This is a genomic window from Segatella copri (assembly GCF_019249655.2).
In the GTDB taxonomy this organism is placed as follows: domain Bacteria; phylum Bacteroidota; class Bacteroidia; order Bacteroidales; family Bacteroidaceae; genus Prevotella.
In genome coordinates this window covers 2,511,753-2,532,449 of record NZ_CP137557.1, presented here as the reverse complement: position 1 = coordinate 2,532,449, position 20,697 = coordinate 2,511,753, and the positions used below count along the sequence as shown (strand labels likewise).

General features: G+C 46.7%; 12 protein-coding genes. 2 read left to right on the top strand and 10 right to left on the bottom strand.

Annotation, left to right across the window (positions count from 1 at the left end):
* Positions 1–4 precede the first annotated feature (4 nt).
* From KUA49_RS10255 to KUA49_RS10230, 6 genes are all read right to left on the bottom strand, one after another.
* Positions 5–1,546, bottom strand: coding sequence for an oligosaccharide flippase family protein (locus KUA49_RS10255; RefSeq protein ID WP_203050989.1), 1,542 nt, complete (start codon positions 1,544–1,546; stop codon positions 5–7).
* Between the two features lie 3 nt (positions 1,547–1,549).
* Entirely contained in the window at positions 1,550–2,470 is a 921-nt protein-coding gene (locus KUA49_RS10250; protein ID WP_412178576.1) for a chain-length determining protein, read from the bottom strand.
* Between the two features lie 290 nt (positions 2,471–2,760).
* Positions 2,761–3,888, bottom strand: a complete 1,128-nt coding sequence (locus tag KUA49_RS10245; RefSeq protein ID WP_218411401.1) for an AAA family ATPase — start codon at positions 3,886–3,888, stop codon at positions 2,761–2,763.
* Between the two features lie 117 nt (positions 3,889–4,005).
* Positions 4,006–6,606, bottom strand: coding sequence for an SLBB domain-containing protein (locus KUA49_RS10240; RefSeq protein WP_218411402.1), 2,601 nt, complete (start codon positions 6,604–6,606; stop codon positions 4,006–4,008).
* 199 nt (positions 6,607–6,805) lie between these two features.
* Positions 6,806–10,384, bottom strand: coding sequence for a pyruvate:ferredoxin (flavodoxin) oxidoreductase (gene nifJ / locus KUA49_RS10235; protein ID WP_218411403.1), 3,579 nt, complete (start codon positions 10,382–10,384; stop codon positions 6,806–6,808).
* 100 nt (positions 10,385–10,484) lie between these two features.
* Positions 10,485–11,675, bottom strand: coding sequence for an ATP-binding protein (locus KUA49_RS10230; RefSeq protein ID WP_218411404.1), 1,191 nt, complete (start codon positions 11,673–11,675; stop codon positions 10,485–10,487).
* Positions 11,676–11,845: 170 nt separating this feature from the next.
* Between KUA49_RS10230 and KUA49_RS10225 the strand changes: the two genes are divergently transcribed.
* Both KUA49_RS10225 and KUA49_RS10220 read left to right on the top strand, forming a co-directional pair.
* On the top strand, positions 11,846–12,940 hold the full coding sequence (locus tag KUA49_RS10225; protein WP_218411405.1) for a hypothetical protein: 1,095 nt from the start codon (positions 11,846–11,848) through the stop codon (positions 12,938–12,940).
* A gap of 74 nt (positions 12,941–13,014) precedes the next feature.
* Positions 13,015–14,304 carry a serpin family protein gene (locus tag KUA49_RS10220; RefSeq protein ID WP_218411406.1) on the top strand — a complete coding sequence of 430 codons (1,290 nt, stop codon included), beginning with the start codon at positions 13,015–13,017 and terminating at the stop codon, positions 14,302–14,304.
* A gap of 68 nt (positions 14,305–14,372) precedes the next feature.
* On the opposite strand, the gene ligA is transcribed toward KUA49_RS10220, so the two are convergent.
* The 4 genes from ligA to KUA49_RS10200 form a co-directional block, all read right to left on the bottom strand.
* Entirely contained in the window at positions 14,373–16,340 is a 1,968-nt protein-coding gene (gene ligA / locus KUA49_RS10215) for an NAD-dependent DNA ligase LigA (RefSeq protein WP_218411407.1), read from the bottom strand.
* Positions 16,341–16,346: 6 nt separating this feature from the next.
* Complete coding sequence (locus KUA49_RS10210; RefSeq protein ID WP_218411408.1) at positions 16,347–16,871, bottom strand: GNAT family N-acetyltransferase; 525 nt, start codon at positions 16,869–16,871, stop codon at positions 16,347–16,349.
* 207 nt (positions 16,872–17,078) lie between these two features.
* Positions 17,079–18,377 (bottom strand): CobW family GTP-binding protein, encoded by a 1,299-nt coding sequence (locus tag KUA49_RS10205; RefSeq protein WP_218411409.1) that lies wholly within the window; start codon positions 18,375–18,377, stop codon positions 17,079–17,081.
* A gap of 128 nt (positions 18,378–18,505) precedes the next feature.
* The gene (locus KUA49_RS10200) at positions 18,506–20,581 is read right to left on the bottom strand and encodes a protein-disulfide reductase DsbD family protein (protein WP_218411410.1); all 2,076 of its coding nucleotides are present in this window, start codon (positions 20,579–20,581) and stop codon (positions 18,506–18,508) included.
* Positions 20,582–20,697 lie beyond the last annotated feature (116 nt).

The following is a 20,697-nucleotide window of genomic DNA, read 5'->3' as shown; positions in this document are numbered from 1 at the left end:
TGCTTTATTTTTTTAATTTTCTATTTACTAACTCTTTGATGAGACTTCTCTCTTTTTTCGAAATGCCCACTGCATATAATAGGATGGATATGCTTACTGCAGAAACGGCAAACGACAAGAGGAGCAGAAGAAACCAGTTGGTATGCAATCCGTCAACGCAATACACTATCAGCGTAGTTGTCGAAATAATCAGAATGCCCGGTATTACCAGTCTCATCAGATATTTGCTGATGGTTAAATCAGAGATACTTTTCTGTAGCATCAGTAATCTGATGATATGTGCCAAAACGCAAAGTCCAATCATTGTAATGAACACATAGTAAGATGGCATGCCTAACTTGAATAAGACCCAACTGACAGGCAGACATAGTATTGTCATGCTTTCAACATACATGCTGTATTTGCGAATGTTGCCTGTTGCCTGTATGATGGTGGTAATCGGATTATGTAACGCCATGCATATTGTATATATTGCATAGAGACGGGCAAACAAGACCATGGTAGGTGTACATTCTCCTAACCAAAGTGTGAGCAACGTCTCTGCTTCGAAGATGAATGGGATGAGAACCATAGACAGCAAATAGAGTATTGCCTTGCTGCTAGCAAAAAAAAGCTGCTCTAGATATCCATTCTCGTTCGACGAATATGCTTTGATCATCGCAGGTCGGAAAGCAATGACCACACTATTGGTGAGCGTGTTGATGGCATTGTATATCTGATTGGCGATTCCAAAGGCTGCATTGATGATGGGTCCGAAGAACACATTCAGAATAATGGTGCTTCCTTGCGTCATGCCTACTCCTGCCAAAGCTCCATAGAATGACCAGCCGGAGAAAGAGAAAAGCTCCTTGTATAGAGTCTTCTTCTTTACGATGGTATATTTACATTCCGGATACTTTCTTCTAGCAATGATAACGTAAAGCAACATAACCATGAATGCTTCGAACATTAATGCTGCTCCATAATACACCAAATCGTCTCCACCTGTCATGCCGATGCAATAGGCAATGAGAAGTTTGACGATACAGTCGATGGTAGAAATCAGAGCATAATAGCCCATATTCTCATTGGCAAAGACTGCACCGATGAATGGTATCTGCAGGAGGGTGAATATGAAAGAAAACAGGGAAAACTGAAGAATCCATTGTGCCGCTTCCATACGTTCCACAGGAATGGTGAGTTGTGTAGATATCAACCAGGGACCAACAATCTCAAATAGGACTAACAGAACGAGAGCTATCAGCACGACTATGTTGAGGCTCACGGAGAAAATCTCCTTTAATCTGTCTGATTCTCCTTTACCCATTGCGAATGAATAAAAGCGTTGGGTGGATAGGGCAAGTACACTGCTAATGCATGTGCTTGCTGTCACCACGCCTGCCACGGCATTGAAGATGCCATAGTCTTCTGTGCCAAGTCCTGCCAATACCCAACGTACCGTATAGAGATTGACGAAGGTGATAATAAGCATTCTAGCGAATAGCACCAATGTATTGGACGCTATTCGCTTAGAACGGTTTTGTATGTCTTTGTTTTTATCTGACATGATTTATTTCTTTTCACCAAAGATAATCTTTCTGATAGAATAAATGGTTATAACCATGAATGCCATGATGCACATTCCCAATACAAACAGCATTCTCTTAGGACCAGCTGGCTTCAGAGGTACAGAGGCACTCTGAAGGGTAGTAAACGCTGGAGTCTGGAGAGTAAGCTTGGCACGGGCTTGCTGTACTTGACCCTGCATTGCTGTATAGTTGTTGTAGAGCAACTGCATCTCGTTTTCCAAATCGTTTTCCTTCAGTTTATAGGATTCCAGAATGACATCATTGTTGGCATCTGCATAGCTTCCATAGGTCTGTCTCACTTTCTCGTATTTGCTTTTTGCATCAGCGCAGAGTTTCTGATAATACTCTAAGTCCTTGCGGGCTTTGCTGGTTCTGTATTCTGTGATAAACTGCTGCAAGCGTGATTGTACCGTATCTGTTATTGTTGCACAAATCAGTGGGTCTTGATCTTCTACTGAAATTGAAATCACATAGTTCTTTTTGTCAACAGAACAGGATACTTTGCTTGCTATATTACGTGCAATTTCATCTTGTTTCTTGGTTAATCTGAATGGATTCACCCGATTATTGGCATGGGCTGTAGAATCCTTATCTGCAAACCATGATTTGATGCCATATATAGTTTTTGACCACCATGGTGATTGCTGCTTAGTGGCAAGGTAGTCATAATATGTGGTATTGATTGTTCCGTCAAGTGACTTGACCTTAACGTCAAACAAACTTGTAAGGAAATCGTTAGACTGTATCAATTCTGGATACAGTTCAGGGAAGATGGCATCTCCATTAGAAGATGAACCTCCGATGTCGAAGCCAAAAGATGAGGCAAGATCGCCCAAAGAGCTAGAATTAAAACTAGACAACTCAGGTGCAAGCTTTGCTGTACTGTTGTAATATCTTGGCACGCAAATAATTAAAAGACAAGAAATTACACAGACTATTGGCAATGTAATGAAGTATAGCTTTTTATGTTGCCACATTGCTTTCACAATTGCCACAACATCTATTTGTTTGATATTTTCGTCTTTATTTTCCATTTTATTCTTTTTTGTTCTTAAATGTCTTGCAAAAGTACTTCTTTTTTCTTAATCTACCAAATATTATTGGATGTTTCTACCTTTGTGGAGGGATTATTCTACAATATCCCATGCTTCAAGCCCACGACTTTCTCTGGAGAACGATAGAACTATGCATGTTACTTGTTTCTTGCTGGCTGCAAACGCATCTCTATCATGTCCTTTGCCTCTCTATTGGGATAGCCTAAGGTATATGTGTCTCCATCAACAGCCTTAATCGTTAGATACCCGGCTTGGTATAGAAACAGTTTCGGGTCTATCATGTTGACATCACTTTCTTCCAGATAGTCTGCGTCGATAAGACAATTGTCTAATTTGGGTATGTCTTTAGCAAACTTATTCAGTATTTTAAAGAGCATCTCATTTGAGCCTGATGCTATCCAATAGGAATTGAGCTTTCCTCTAGAGAAAGCTGACAATACACTATATGGATTATATACATTTAGCATGTTGGAGGCAAAATGATAACCGTCATAAAGTGATTTCATCTCATAGATGGTATCAGCTTCACTCAGCTTGCATTTCTCAGACAACATTGCGATCTCTTTTTGAAAATAGAAGAGAAGTTCTTGGTTGGTGATACCGCAAACTGCAGCTAATGAATCTTCAAAACTGATGTTGACCAGCGTGTTCAGAGTACTGAACAAACTGATTTGCGTAAACTTTGTGATTCCTGTTATGAATACGCATTTGATGCAATAGCCATAGTCTTTAAGACCCGTGAAGAAATCACGATATATCGTGCGGCATTCATCATGGTGCTCTGTCTCGTATGTATGTTGCAGAGGAACATCGTACTCATCAACAATGACTGCAATTTGTGTACCTGCCTGTTCGTATGCTCTTTCAATGATACCGTTGAAACGGTTTCCCAGTGATTGTTCTGCAGGATTTTTGCCATAGATTTTTTCGTAATAGCTCAATCGTTCGTTGAGATATTCTTTTAACGACTGAGCGTCTGATCCTCCTAGACTCATGCTAAGGTAAATCACCGGTCGTTTGATCCAGTCGTTCTCTAATGACATGATCTTGAGTCCCTCAAAGAGTTCTTTCTTTCCTTCAAAATAACATTTTAGGGTAGATGCCAACAATGATTTACCGAAACGTCGTGGACGGCTCAAGTAATTATACTTCCTTTGGTTAGCGATTGCCCAGACCATATCTGTCTTATCTACATAAAGGTAGTTGCCTTTACGTAGTTCTTCAAAGTCTTGAACCCCAAGGGGTAAATTTCTATTTGATGTCATAACGATAGTTGTTTGTTATTGTGAATTTTGAACCAAACTAGAATGAGGGTGATGATGATATAGCCATGGCAGAAGCCTTGAAAACTAGGCTCTGCCATGACTAAATGATATTTTCTGTTATTTACTCAAGTTGGCTATCGTTGCAATCATGGCAGCGATGCTACTCATGCTGGTACCCAGACTCATGGTCTCTGCTACGCTCATCTTACGCTTCAGCTTAGATGGGATAACAATCTCACAACCAGGCTGTACCTTGGCCCCGTGACCTACCTTTGCCACCTTGCCGTTCATATAGATGATGTAAGCCTTGCTCTTCTGGGCATCGCTGGCAAAGCCACCTGCCTCATCGATGTATGACTTCACGCTTCTGCCTTTTTCGTAAGCCACAGTGTTGGCATACATCACGGCACCATTGATCTTCACGGTTCCGTTGTACTGAGGAACAATCAGGCGGTCGCCTTCACGCAGAATCATGTCGGCCTCACTGCCTGGTTTTTTCAATGCTTCTGCCAAGTCGATACCGATAGGATACTCATCTGGAACGTTGAACTTCTCGAGCTCTGCACTCTGGGCTCCCTTTGCTACATCCTGCAGATTGCTGCCGTTGCTGCTGGCTGCCAACTGGAGAAGGTTCTTCTGCTGCTGTTCACGCTGCATCTTCAGAACGGCTCTCATGCGCTCTTTCTCTATAGCGTTGGCTCTTCTTACCAGTCGGGCACCCTTGATGTATGCCTGTTCTGTAGCCCCACCTGATTTGGCAAAGAGGTCGCTGAGGCGGGCGTTGCGGCGAGTCAGGGTATAAGAACCGCTAAACATCACTTCACCTTCTATCTTTACGTTCTTCTGCTCGGCATAGCCAGGGCTCTTGCGAATCATTACCTCATCGAATGGCATCAGTACGAAACCTGGTGTTCCATCTACCACGAATCCGTCTTTCAACGAAAGGGTGAAGGTCTTGGCAATGACGCTGTCTGGCTGCATAGCCTTGTTATCCGCTACTCGTCGGCTTACGCTTACATTTACGGTAGATGCCTTGTCGGTTAAGCCACCTGCCTGAAGTACGAAGTCTTCGATGGTCTCATTGTCCGCATACTGATATGTACCAGGATACTGCACCTCGCCACGAATGGTGATGGTGCGCTCCTGAATCTTGTCCTGACGGGTAGGGATGAAGAGCACATCGTTTTCCTTCAATGGGATGTCAGGTACCTTGCCATCCATGATACCTGCGATGTCTACGGCAATCACTTCCAGGGTGCGGTCCTTCTTCATGCGGTGCATCACGGCACGGTTGGTGAAGGCGTCTTCTGTCATTCCCTCGGCATGCTCAACAAGGGTGCGTACACTGTTTACCTGTTCGCCAAGGTTGTACATACCTGGACGGAACACGGCTCCCTTCACCTCTACGGTGTTGGCATAGCGTGGAAGAATGGAATCTACGCTGATAGAGTCGCCATCATCTACACGGAAGCTGGAGAAGTCGAACTCTCCTACATTATATACGGCATATTCCCTGCCTGTCTTGCGGTTTACTCGAACCGACTTCTTATAGGCATCACCCGTAAAACCACCTGAGTATTTGAGGATGGAGTTGACACTCTCGTTCTTCTTCATCTCGTAAATCATAGGGCGCTTTACCTTACCCGTTACGGTGACGAGGCAGTCGTATGGTCCAACTACGATAACATCGTTGTCACTCAGGCGAACGTTGCCTGTCAACTTACCATTGAGAATGTAGTCGTAGATATCAACCACGGTAACGAGTCGGTTGTTGCGATATACCTTGATGTTACGCAGGGTTCCGAGGTCGTTGGTTCCACCTGCCATGTAGAGAGCATGGAATACGGTGGCGAAGGCTGATAGGGTATAGGTGCCCGGTGCCTTCACCTCACCCATCACGTTGACCATGATGGTTTTGGTCTGGCCCACTGTGAGCTTCACTCTGCTGGAGCGATAACGGCTTCCCAGTGTGCCACGGAGTCTGGCGTTGGCCTGTGCCACGGTGAGACCGCTTACATTCACTGGTCCATATCCCTCGATGGTAACCTCGCCATCAGGAGAAACGGTGCTCTGGATGGTTTTCTGAGAAGCGCCATAGATATCGATGATGACAGCATCGCCAGGCCCCAGACGATAGTTCTGAGGAGTAGCGATGTTCATGTTTGGTTCGAAGCTCAATTCCTTGTTGTTGAAGATGTCTCTACCGAACACTTTCTTGCGAGCCTGGTTGCGCTCGGCAAGCAGCTGCTTCAGCATCAGGGTAGAATCAGGAATAATACCGCTCAGCTCATTCTGGAAATCCATGTATTCCTCATCGTTGTTATCGTAGGTATGACGATAATTGGCGTCTTTCTCTGCCGATACACGATAGTTGCTATAGTTCTGAGATTCCTGGCTGATTCCACTGCCGTAATCTTTACGAGTCTTGCCATTGTTGGTGCGCAGGCGAGAGGCATCCTTGCCGGCTACTTCGGTAGAAGCTCCGGTAACGCCACCCTGTTTCATCTGTCGTTCGTACTTGTCTCGAACTCGACTAATCTGCGATCTGTCGACGCCTTTCTGCATCAGCTTGATCACAATCTGTGCATTGCTAGTGCCGCGTTCGTGCTCCTTGACCACGAAACTCATCACCTGGTCATCGCTCATGCTTGATGACTGAGCCATGACGGGACCGGCTGTCAATGCCAATAGTAATACGAGAATGAATTGCTTTTTCATCTGATATGATATGTTCTTGTTTTTATTCCTTTTTTATATATAACTCGTTTGTACGAATTTTGTTGCAAAGATACTAAAAAAAATGCGGATAAAATAGTGTTTTAGTAGAAAATAAAGAAAAAAGGGAGAAAAAAAGCCTTGGCCACATCCGGAGATGCAACCAAGGCCCAATTTATTTTATAATCTAAAAGTATTCAGATTAGATCTGCTCGCTCCAGTCCTCCTGGCTCTTACGAACGTAAGTCTGGTAACGGAGCTTAGCCATCTTCTCTGCCTGAGAGAAGAGCTCATCAGCCTCCTTAGGGAATGCCTTCTGTACAGAGAGGTAACGAACCTCACCGAGCAAGAAGTCGCGGAAGTTCTCCCAGTTAGGAGCCTTAGAGTCGAGTGTGAATGGGTTCTTACCCTCATCAGCCAACAGTGGGTTGTAACGCCACAAGTGCCAGTAACCGCACTCAACAGCCAACTCTTCCTCGTGCTGTGAACGACCCATACCGCCCTTACGCTTCAAACCGTGGTTGATACATGGTGCGTAAGCGATGATGAGTGATGGGCCTGGATAAGCCTCAGCCTCGCGGATAGCCTTCAATGTCTGAGCATTGTCAGCACCCATAGCTACCTGAGCTACGTAGATGTAACCGTATGTAGTCTGCATCAAACCGAGATCCTTCTTACGGATACGCTTACCCTGAGCAGCGAACTGTGCGATAGCACCGAGTGGAGTAGACTTAGAAGACTGACCACCTGTGTTAGAGTAAACCTCAGTATCGAGTACCAAAATGTTAACATCCTCACCAGAAGCCAATACGTGGTCGAGACCACCGTAACCGATATCATAAGAAGCACCGTCACCACCGATGATCCACTGTGAACGCTTAACGAGGTAGTGATCCAAAGTCTTGAGCTCCTTGCAGATAGGGCAACCCTTCTCAGCGCCGGCAGCGATGAGAGGCTTCAACTCTGCAGCAGCCTCCTTAGAACCCTCTGAATCGTTCATGTTAGCCATCCACTTGTCAGCAGCTGCTACGAACTCAGCAGGAACATGCTCCTGAGCCTTAGCCTCCTCGAGCAAGTGAGCGATGCGCTCCTTCATCTTCTTGTTACCCATTACCATACCGAGACCGAACTCGCAGAAGTCCTCGAACAATGAGTTGTCGAATGCAGGACCCTGACCCTTAGCGTTCTTTGTATATGGAGTAGATGGGATTGAAGCTGAGTAGATTGAAGAACAACCAGTAGCGTTAGCAATCATCTGACGATCACCGAAGAGCTGAGAAATCAACTTAACGTATGGAGTCTCACCACAACCAGAGCAAGCACCAGAGAACTCGAACAATGGCTGAGCGAACTGAGAGTTCTTAGGGCTCTGCTTGATGTCAACGAGATCCTGCTTAGAAGCAACGTTGTGTACGAGGTACTCCCAGTTAGCTGCTTCCTTGACCATATCCTCTGCGTCAACGTTGAATGGAACCATTGTCAACGCCTTCTCACCCTTCTTACCTGGACAGACGTCAGCACAGTTACCACAACCCAGACAGTCGAGTACTGATGTCTCGATGCGGAAGTGCATGCCAGCCATAGCCTTAGGTGCCTTAACATCCTGAGTCTCGAGACCCTCGATGCCTGCGAGCTCCTCATCGGTCAATACGAATGGACGGATAGCTGCGTGAGGACAAACGAATGAACACTTGTTACACTGAATACAGTTCTCAACGTTCCATACTGGTACGAATGCCTCAACACCACGCTTCTCGAATGCTGAAGTACCGTTCTGCCATGTACCGTCTACTGTGTCGTGCTTAACGAAGTCAGAAACCTTCAAGAGGTCACCTGCCTGGCCGTTGATAGGACGAACGAGCTCCTTAACGAATGCTGGAGCGTTATCCTCCTTAGCCTCATCGTCAGCGAGGTTAGCCCAAGCTGGATCTACTGTCAACTGCTTGTACTCACCACCACGGTCAACAGCGCCGAAGTTCTTGTCAACAACGTCCTGACCCTTCTTAGAGTAAGACTTAACGATGAATGCCTTCATCTGCTCTACTGCAAGATCCAAAGGAATAACCTCTGTGATACGGAAGAATGCAGACTGGAGGATGGTGTTGGTACGGTTGCCGAGACCAATCTCCTGAGCAATCTTGGTTGCGTTGATATAGTAAACAGTGATGTTGTTCTGAGCGAAGTAACGCTTTACCTTGTTAGGGATGAAGTTAACCAACTCCTCGCCGTCGAAGATAGTGTTCAACAGGAAGAAACCGTTCTTACGCAAACCACGTGTTACATCGTACATGTGGAGGTAAGCCTGTACGTGGCAAGCTACGAAGTTAGGAGTATTTACCTGATAAGCACTGTGGATAGGGTTGTCGCCGAAACGCAAGTGAGAGCAGGTGAAACCACCAGACTTCTTAGAGTCGTAAGAGAAGTATGCCTGGCAATACTTGTTAGTATTGTTACCGATAATCTGAACTGAGTTCTTGTTAGCACCAACAGTACCGTCAGCACCCAAACCGTAGAACTTAGCCTCGAACAAGTCGTCACCACCCATTGGAATCTCCTCCTCTTCTGGGAGAGAAGTGAATGTAACGTCATCAACGATACCTACAGTGAAGTGGTTCTTTGGCTGTGGCAACTCGAGGTTCTTGAATACAGCAACGATCTTAGCTGGAGTTGTATCAGAAGAACCGAGACCGTAGCGACCGCCAACGATCAATGGCTTGCGCTCGTCATCGTAGAGAGCTGACTTCACGTCGAGGTACAATGGCTCACCCTCTGCACCTGGCTCCTTAGTACGGTCGAGAACAGCGATACGCTTAACTGTAGCTGGGATAACCTTCTTCAGGAAGTCTACAGAGAATGGACGATACAGGTGAACTGCAACCATACCAACCTTCTTGCCCTGCTTGTTCAAGTAGTCGATAGCCTCACGAGCTGGCTCTGTAGCAGAACCCATCAGGATGATGATGTTCTCAGCATCCTCAGCACCATAGTAGTTGAAGAGGTGGTACTCACGACCAGTGATCTTAGTCATCTCCTGGCAGTACTTCTCTACTACCTCAGGGATTGCATCGTAGTAAGGGTTGCAAGCCTCACGGTGTGTGAAGAATGTCTCTGGGTTCTCAGCGGTACCGCGAGTAACAGGACGCTCAGGAGTCAAAGCACGGTTACGGAAGTCCTCGATGAACTCATCCTTAACCAATGGACGGATGTCTTCCATATCCATCTCCTCGATCTTGTGGTACTCATGAGAAGTACGGAAACCGTCGAAGAAGTTGATGAAAGGAACCTTTGTCTCCAATGTAGCCAAGTGAGGAACTGCAGAGAGGTCCATAACCTCCTGAACAGAACCAGAGCAGAACATAGCGAAGCCAGTCTGGCGGCAAGCCATTACGTCCTGGTGGTCACCGAAGATACAAAGTGAGTGAGAAGCCAATGTACGAGCTGATACGTTGAACACGCAAGGGAGCAACTCACCAGCAATCTTGTACATATTAGGAATCATCAACAACAGACCCTGAGAAGCAGTGTATGTTGAAGTCAAGGCACCAGCCTGGAGAGAACCGTGAACTGCACCGGCAGCACCAGCCTCAGATTCCATTTCCTGGATAGAAACTCGCTGACCGAAAAGGTTCTTACGACCTTTGGCAGCCCATTCATCTACATGCTCCGCCATTGGTGATGATGGAGTAATAGGGTAGATAGCAGCAACCTCTGTAAACATGTAGCTTACATGTGCGGCAGCGGTGTTACCATCACAAGTGATAAATTTTTTCTCTTTAGCCATTTTACTTTTAGATAAAATATTAAATATGTTTTGTATAAATTCTCGTTTCTTTATTTCTTTGAGTACAGGAATTCTACCCATAGTACAAGAATCCTATTCTTTAGTATAGGAATCCCAGCAGCCACAAAGGAATCTTGTTGTCCTTTCCCACCTCCGTATTATAGCGGGCATAGATGGTGTCTGGATTGCTTCGAATCTTGTTGGTGGCTTGGGCGTCGCAGATTCTGAACTTCCTGTTGCCGTCTACCGTGTAGAAGTGATCCTTACCTCCCTGGTGCACCTTGTGGTCTTTCCAGAGCGAGTTGACGAAGAATGTTTCCATCACCTCCTGTGTATCTATCTGGATAGGATAGATGGCGTACATGAGGTTCGGGTTGTGCATCATCACTTTGGATGGCTTCTTCGGGAAATCCTGACCTTCTGGATAAATCATATTGATGAGTCGGGCGTCTGCCAGATACTTGATGTAGTTCATCACCGTGGCACGACTGGTATTGATACTGTCTGCAAGCTGGCTCACATTTGGCGCCTTGGCTCCTTCCACTGCCAGCTGATAGAAGAGTGACTTGATCTTCGGCAGGTACTTCAGTTCAATCTGCTTGATGAGGAGGATATCAACCTCGGTCATCATATTCATCGTCTTTAGTAGATTCTCTGTAAAGTTACGCTGTTCCAGGAAGAATGGATAGAAACCATGGTGCAGATAGTCCTGGAAATATTTCATCGGACTTACCTTTGGCAGAATCTGCTTGATGATGTGCTCATGATTGCGCAGGATGTCGTCAAGTTCGTATGCCTTGAAGTTGTTACCCGTCTGCAAGTTGATGAACTCACGGAACGAGAAGCCGCGCAGGTTGTAGCTTTTCACGATGCCGTTCAGCTCAGGGTTCTCTTCCTTCAGTCGCATCACGCTTGAACCGGTGAATACGATTTTCAGTTCCGGATACAGGTCGTAGCACTTGCGGAGCTCCTTGCTCCAGTCCTGCTGCTTGAACACCTGGTCGATGAGCAATGTTCTGCCACCTTGTTTCACGAAGTCGCCGGCAAAGTCGGCGATTCCTCTACTCTGGAAATAGAAGTTGTTCATGTTCACAAACAGGCACTTTCGATCGTGAGGTCCAAAGTGCTCCTTGGCATACTGCAATAGGAATGTCGACTTGCCGACACCTCGTGTGCCCTTGATTCCAATCAATCGGTCGTTCCAATCGATTTCATCCATCAAGGTGCGTCTCACTGGGGCATCTGTATGCTCTACGAGATATGTATGTGTTCTGAAGAATGCTTCTTCCATGCGTTTAATATTGATTCAATTTTGTTTTTACGATGCAAAGGTAATAATATATTTTAAATTTGCAAACTCTAGATAGCAAAAACTAACTTTTTTTTCATTATTTAGCACTTTTCTACGTAAAACCGCCCTTATTTTGCCATTTTTCCCTCTTTATTTTGTAACTTTGCAGCATGAAACTACATATCTTCAATCCGGAACACGATTTGGCCTTGGCCGCAAATTTGCAGCAGTTCACCGCACCTCATGCAGGAAGACAGTTGCGAAGCGACCTGGCGTTTATTCCTGCCTTGTGGGCAGATCAGGGTGATTGGGTGCTTGTTGATGACATCGACAATGCACTCGACAAGGTGCGCCATTTGGGGGAGCATCTTGCAGAAAAAGTTGAGTTTATAACCAAAGTTCAGTTGGAACATGCGCTTAAGACGGAGTTTCTTGACAGCATTCATCCCTGGGGATGGAACTTGAGTCTGAAACATGAGCTGGAGCGAATGGGCGTGCCCGACATCATGTTGCCTACCGACAATACATTAAATAAGGTTCGCATGATAAGTAGCAGGCAATGGGCTGCCCTGCATCTGCAGCAGGGCGTAGTATATGCTGATTCCTATGAGAAGGTGAAGGCGTTGGTGCTGCAGCAGGGCAAGGCTGTGGTCAAGGCTCCCTGGAGCAGCAGCGGCAGGGGCGTGAAGTATGTGGCTGCCGATGAATTCAGAACAGCTGGCGAATATCCTGCCTTTGAACGCTGGACCCGCAACATCATTGCGCAACAGGGTGGCGTTACCGTGGAGCCTTATTATAATAAGGTGAAAGACTTCGGCATGGAGTTCGAAATGCGTGACGGCAAGGTGAACTATCTGGGACTCTCGTTGTTTGATACCATCAAGAATGCTTATTCCGGCAACCTGCTCTGCTCGGAAGAGGATAAGCTGGATATCTTGAAGCAATACGTGAGTGAAGAGACTCTTTCTGCTGCACGTCAAAGAATTATGGATGTTATGGAGCCTGCACTGAAGGATGTCTATAGCGGACCTTTTGGCGTGGATATGATGATTGCCTCCAAGGAAGGTCAGCTGGAACTGGTTTCATGCATAGAACTGAATCTTCGCAGAACGATGGGCCATGTGGCTCTAGATTTGGCAAAGATAGCCAATTCGCAGAGTCTGATGCGTGTGGAGTTTGACGGCAACAGATATCATCTGCGTGTGATGCCAGGCAAGCAGGCAGTTGATGGGGCTTTAGGCAAGCAGGCTGTTAATGAGTCTTAAATTAGAACTGTCTGATGCAAGAAATCGTCGAAACTTGCATTTCATAGACAGATTATCAACAAATATGAATGATTATGAAGAAGAGTAATTTTAGCAAAATGGCTTCTGCTGCCCTCATGATGACGGCAGCTATGGCAATGACTTCCTGCGCCAGCAGCAAGAAGATAAATGGCGATTCTAATGCAAGCAAGAGTAACGATATGGGCAAGAATGAAGAGGACTTGGACAACAGTTATCTGGTTCTTTCTGATTCCCAGCGAGAGATTATCCATAAGAATAATGTTTTCGCCCTTCGTCTTTTCGACAAGCTCTCAGGTCATTCTTCACAGGTGGTTTCTCCGATGAGTGTGGCTTATCTGATGGGTATGTTGGCGAACGGTGCTGATGGAACTACTCAGCAGGAGATATTGAAAGCCATTGGCTGCGAAGGTGTTAACGTTGATGAGTTAAATGAAACCTACAAGGCTATTATCCAAACTGCAGGTAGACTTGACAAGCAGACTAAAGTGGAGATAGCTAATTTCATCGCTGTCAACAAGAGCTTCTCTGTGAACAATGCATTCAGCAAGAAGGTAGGCGACAATTATCAGGCTGCCATTGAGAGTCTTGACTTCACATCGGGTAAAACCACCGACCGCATCAATGGCTGGTGCAAGGAGAAGACCCATGGCATGATTCCGCAGATTATCAGTCAGGTGGATCCTCAGGCTGTTTCTTATCTGATGAATGCCATCTTCTTCAATGGTACATGGCAGTCGAAGTTTGATGCACGCAATACAAAGGAGGTCAACTTCCGTGGTTACACCCGTGATATTCAGAAAGTGCAGATGATGCATCAGGTTAAGAAGTTCTTCTATTCAGAGAATGATACCTTCAAGGCCATCGACCTTCCTTACGGCAACGGTACCTATCGCATGATGGTGCTTCTTCCTAATGAGGGCAAGAGCATCCAGGACATGATGAAGGGATTGGATGCTGATAAGATTACGAATCTGGGAAACAACATGGAGGAATGCATGGTGAACCTGAAGCTGCCAAAGTTCACCATCGAGCAGGAGTTGTCGCTTAATGATATCATCAGCGGCTTGGGCGCGCCTTCCATGTTCAATCCCAACGAGGCAAACTTCACCCATTTTGCCAATGGTCCTTTCTTTGTAAGCAAGATGCTACAGAAAGCTAAGATTGAAGTAAGCGAGCGTGGAACCAAGGCGGCTGCCGTAACTGCTGCCGTTATGCTCACATCGATGGCTCCTATGGAGATACGCAATGTAGAGTTTCATGCCGACCATCCGTTTGTCTATATGATTCAGGACACACAGAGTGGTGGTATCCTCTTTATGGGCCAATATTGCGGAACACACTAATTTCCTGGATTAACTATATTAAAAGAAATCCCTTAGACTTGATATGAAGCCTAAGGGATTTCTTGTTTTTATCCGAATTTCTCGACGAACTCATCTTCTGTAATGATAGGGATGTTGAGCTCATGCGCTTTCTTGTTCTTGGAACTTTGAGAGGCAGCATCGTTGTTAATCAGGAAATTAGTACTCTTGCTCACGCTTCCCGTCACCTTGCCGCCTTGGCTCTCTATGTAAGCCTTCAGCTCGTTGCGGTTCTTATAATGATGTACATCGCCGGTTATAACGAAGGTCAGACCGTCGCAGGCGCTTCCTTTCTCTACCGCTTCCTGTTCTACGATTTCCAGCTCTTTCATCAATTTCTGTACATGGGAGAAGTTGGTGTCGTCCTTGAACCAGCCAATGAACTTGGCGCTCTTTTCTGGTCCGATGCCGTCGATGCTGGCAAACTCATCGTCAAACATGCAGAGGCGGGCGGTCTCTATCAGTTCTTTTACCGGATAACGCTCGATGAGTTTCTTTGCCACATCGCCTCCGCAGAGAGGAATGTTGAGGGCATAGAGCAGATGGCGGCCATCTGTCTGGCGACTCTTTCTTACGCTTTCCAGCATGTTGGTAACGCTCTTCTTTCCAAAACCATCCCAGGCTGCTATCTCGTAGGCATAGTCGTTGAGGTGATAGAAGTCAGCGTATTCGCTGATCAGTCCTTCGTTTACCAGCTTCCAGATGGTCTGTTCTGAGATTCCTTCTATATTGAGACCTTCCTTGCTCACGAATCTGGCAAACTTCTTAATCTGCTTGGCTGCACAGTGAGGATTGCTGCAATGCAGGGTCTTTGTTCCGCTCTCGCTTTCCTTGACGGTAGCCTCGGCATGGCAGACAGGGCATTTGGTTGGAATCTCGAAGATGCCCATCGGTTCCGTTACATTGATAACCTTCGGGATAATCTTGTTTGCCTTGATAACCTGCAGTTTGCTTCCCTTGCCGCCGATGCCCAGTCGTTCGCATTCGCTTACGTTGCAGAGTGAGGCACGCTTAACGGTGGTTCCTTCCAGTTCTACCGGTTTGAATACTGCCACCGGAGTGATGGTGTTGGCTGCGCACGACCATTCTATGTGGTCCAGTTCTGTATCTGCATGTTCATCCTGCCATTTGAAGGCGTATCCAGCTCTTGTGGCATGGTGCCCGGTTACGGAACCGGTTGCTGCGTAAGCTGTATCATCGTAGCAGATAACGAGTCCATCCACAGGATAAGGGTTGGTCTTGTCGGTCACCTTTTGGGTGAAGCGGTCGATTTCTGCCTGGATGCTTCTTTCGTCAGGATGTTCGATTCGGGTTCTTTCCACTGGTTTGAAGCCTAAATCCTGCAGCATCTGCATGCGTTCTCCCCACGAATTGATTTCCTTTTCGGTGTAAACCAGGGTGAAGGGAATCCATTGGATATGGCGCTGCTTTACTTCCTCGGCGTCCTTCAGTGAAAGCGAACCGGAAGCAAGGTTTCTCGGGTTGGCATAATCGCCTTCGCTCTCGATGATAAACTGTTCGAAGTCGGTATACGAGATAACGGCTTCGCCACGAATCACGAGATGGCCTTTCTCCTTGATGGTTTTAGGTATACCGCTGATGGCAGACGCCAGATGAGTGATGTTGGTTCCGATATGTCCGTTGCCACGGGTTACTATCTTCGAAAGCTTTCCGTTGTCGTAGGTTACTACAAGGGTAAGACCATCCAGTTTCCAGGAAATCCAGATAGGGCGGTCTTCTGCCCATTTCACCAGGTCGCTCACCAGTTTGGTCTTGGCAAGTGATAGGGCGGCAAATTCGTGTTCTTCCTTCTTGCCCACGATGGTGTCTTCTGAAACCTTGTTGGTAGGAGAGTCGGGCAGCACTTCGCCGGTTTCCTCCTCCAGTTTCTTGAGTTGGTCGAACTTGGCGTCCCACTCATAGTCGGTCATCAGTTCCCCTTTGCCGTTATAATAAACGTCAGAAGCCTGGTTGAGTTGTTCAACCAAGCTTCTCATCAATATCATTTTATCTTCCATTGAGTCTTAATAAATTTGCGGTTGTATGGTAAGCTTCTCAAAAGCGAAGCGCATGCCGCGGTTGCCATAGTTGATTCTGCCGCAGATGCTGAATCCCATGCTTGAAAGCAGGCCAATCATCGGCAGGTTGTCGAAATTGGTATCCACCTTGATGCTTGGCACCTTTTCTACTTCGCAGAGACTGTTCACCTTATTAATAAATATACGTGCGAATCCTTCTCGTTGGTATTTAGGGAGAGTGGCGAAGCGATGAATTACATAGTAGTCGCCAGTGGTAAGCCATTTGCCGTCGATGAAATCGTACTGAGGTTCTCCATTGAGAATGACTGCTCCATAGACGGCTATTTCGCCATCCACAGTGAGTACGTAGGCATTGCCATTGTTGATATCTTCTTTTATGTCGTGTTCGGCAGGATAGTCGCTGGTCCATTGGTGGCGGCCAGAGGCAATCATGGAGCGACGAGCTTGGTCGATGATATTCCAGCAAGCCTCAAAGTCCTTGATATATGCAGGTCGAAAATCGGTCTTCATTTCTTTATACATTCGCTAATTATTATTAATCGGGTGCAAATTTAACAAAAAAAAACGAATTAAAAGTATAAACGGAGAAAAAACTGCAAAAATACTGCAATTTTTCCTCCGTTTTCTATCTTAAGTCAAGAAAAAGTCTCGTTTTATAGACTTTTTTCTGCATTTTCATTCATCTTTCTTCAAGGTCATATTTTCCCTTCAAGTACATTAGAGTGCCAGACATTTGTCGAGTTCTGCAATGATGGCATCCTTCTGTTCCTTGATGTGCTGACCGATGAAGACGAGTTTGATCATGCGGTCGCCATACTCCTCATCCCATTCCTTTTCAAGCTGAGGATTGTTCTTGCGGAGTTCGGCAAGCTGGTCGGCTGGCATGGTGGCAAGCCACTGTCCTGCCTGCTTCACGGTCTTCTGCTGTCCTGCCTGCTCAAATACGTAGCACATGTCGCGTTCGTCTGCGAAATAGCAGATACCCTTGGCGCGAACCACGTCGCGAGGCCACTTTCTTGCTACGAACTCATCGAAGAGTGACAGGTCGAATGGCTTACGGCGATAATATACGAATGTTCCGATGCCGTATTCCTCCACCTCGCCGCCTTCGTGGTCGTGGTCGTGATGGTGGTGGTGATGATGATGTCCATGCTCATCATGATGGTCATGGTCATGATGATGCTCGTGATCCTCATGCTCATGGTCGTGATGATGCTCGTGCTCGTCTTCATCGTGATGATGATGCTCGTGCTCATCCTCTTCTTCTTCGTTTTCACCGTTTCTTTCGGCCTCAATCTCCTGAATCCAGCCGGCAGAGGTAGCTACGGTCTGCCAATCAAACTTATGGGTATTGACGATGAGGTCGAGGTCTACATCTCCGTAGTTGCACTCAAAGATTTCTGCCTTAGGCTGGATGGCGCGGATAATCTGCTTCAGATGCTCCAACTCCTTAGGCTCTACTTCTGCCGCCTTGTTCAGCAGGATGATGTTGCAGAACTCCATCTGCTGGATAACGAGTGAAGCCAGATCTTCCTCGTCGATATCCTGCTTCATCAGGTCGGAACCGTTGGCAAATTCGTCCTTCATGCGGAGGGCATCTACCACGGTAACGATGCTGTCGAGGCGCAGGATGCCGTTCTTGATGTATTGAGGACCGAGAGATGGGATGGAGCAGATGGTCTGCGCGATTGGAGCTGGTTCGCAGATACCGCTTGCCTCAATCACGATATAGTCGAAGCGCTTCATGTCTACGATTTCCTTCAACTGCTCCACGAGGTCCATCTTCAAAGTGCAGCAGATGCAACCATTCTGCAGGGAAACGAGCGAATCGTCTTTCTGACCTACCACGCCACCTTTCTCTATCAGTGCCGCATCAATGTTCACCTCGCCGATATCATTTACGATGACAGCGAACTTGATACCTTTCTTATTTGCCAAAATCTTGTTGAGCAGGGTTGTCTTGCCGCTGCCCAGATAGCCTGTCAAAAGCAGGACTGGAACTTCTTTTGTGTTCATACTTATATTATTTGTTGATATTTTTACTGCAGTTGATATTTTCAATGCATGTCAATTTCTGATAAAAATGACGAAAGCGAGGTAGCAAATAATATGCCATCCTCGCTTCCGATATGTTTGTTTTAATATTATTTACGATACTGATCCAAACCCTTGTTCAGGAAATCGAGGTAAGCACTTACGTCTTCCTTGAAGCCGAACGAACCGGTAAGAGGGTTTCCCTCGTTGTCTACAGCTACGTAGAAAGGCTGGGCATTGGCGCCAAACTTGCTTGCCTGCAAGTAGCTCCACTTGTCACCGATGGTGCGAAGGGTGCGCTTCTCGCCGTTAAACTCTACTTCCATTGGCTGTGGCAATGGAGTCTTGTCGTCTACATAGAGTGAAATGAGCACGTAGTCCTTTGTCAGTTTGTCAGCCACAGATGGGTCTGTCCATACGGAAGCCTCCATCTTGCGGCAGTTCACGCAACCGAAACCGGTGAAGTCGATGAGCACAGGCTTGCCTGCTGCCTTGGCTGCGGCCATACCCGTCTCGTAGTCCTTGTACTCAGATTCCACGGTCTTGTTGTTGAGGTTGAAATCCTGGGTGTTGATTGGTGGAGCGAAAGCGCTGACAGCCTTGCATGGTGCACCCCAGAGACCTGGAATCATATATACAGAGAATGCCAGAGAGCAGAGACCCAGCATGATGCAAGCCACTGGCATTGGCTTGTTGATGTCACCACCGATGGCGTCTACCTGGAACTTGAGCTTACCGATGAGATAGAGACCCAAGAGACCGAAGATGACAATCCAGAGTGAGAGGAACACCTCGCGGTCCATGATGTGCCAGCCGTAAGCCAGGTCGGCAACGCTCAGGAACTTCAAAGAGAAGGCGAGCTCAATGAAACCAAGCACTATCTTGATGGTCTCCATCCATGAACCTGACTTTGGAGCCGACTTCAACCAGGATGGGAAGAGGGCGAAGAGGGTAAATGGAAGGGCGAGAGCCAGGGCGAAACCAAACATGCCCACGGTAGGAGCGAGCCAGTCGCCGGATGTTACCGTCTGAACCAGCAGCAATCCGATGATAGGAGCGGTGCAGGAGAAGCTGACCAGTACGAGGGTGAATGCCATCAGGAAGATGGAAATCAGACCTGTGGTGCTGGAAGCCTTGCTGTCTACGGCATTTCCCCAACTGTCTGGCAACTTGATTTCGAACCATCCGAAGAAGGAGAATGCAAATATAGCCAGGAGCAGGAAGAGAATGATGTTGAATACAGCACTTGTACTCAAGGCATTCAGGGTGCTTGGACCGGCAATGGCTGTAACGGCAAGACCGAGAACCAGATAGATGATCACGATGCTCAATCCGTAGGTAATAGCATCACGGATACCCTTCTTCTTGTCGTTCTTGGCACGTTTCAGGAAGAAGCTTACGGTCATTGGGATGATAGGCCAGATGCAAGGCATCACGAGGGCGAGCAAACCGCCCACGAATCCGATGATGAAGATATATAGGATGCCATGGCTTGCGATGTCGTTGTTGCCGCCGAATGCCTGCAACTCCTTCACCACAGGTTTCCACCATGCCTTGGCGTCATCGCTGTTGGCTTCTACCGAGAAGGCAGGGTCGATGCTGGCTGTGCTGTCCACTTTCTCTGCATTGGCAAGATTTGCCAGGGAGTCGGCCTGTGCCTTAGCCAGTGCTGCTGCGTCAACCTTGTTGACGTCTGCAGCATTGTCCTTTGCAGCCTCCTTGCCATCTACGGCAGGAGAAGTGCCGCTCTTCTTGATGCTAGCCTCGCTTGGTGGCAGACAGTTCTGCTCGCTGCAGGCACCATATTCCAAGTAAGCATCAATGACATACGTTGGCTTGGTGAACTTAATCTTCTGCACGAAGGTAGCACTTCCTTCGAAGTAGCGCAACTTCATCTCGAAGAGCGGGTCGAAGGTGGAAATCTCTTTTCCCTTTGCCTTTAACTTGCCAACCGGTTCAGCACCTTCCATCTTGTTGACGTTGAAACTGGCGGAGATAGGACCATCTGCACCAAGGCCAGTAGAATAGACATGCCATCCTGGATGAATCTTACAACTAAATACGATTTCTGCCTCCGCTGACCCGTTGGTCTTCAAAGTGCTGGTCACCTTCACGGGGTTTAGCATTTGAGCGTTGGCCAATACTACTGCCAGGAGTAGTTGGAAAATTAATAATACTTTTTTCATGTTATCATAATGTAATTTTGATGCAAAGTTACGAAAATTTAAAGTAATAACGTTCGTCTTCGTGCTTTTGGGTACTACCTTTTATCTTTTTTAAGAAATTATATCGCGTTTTTTGA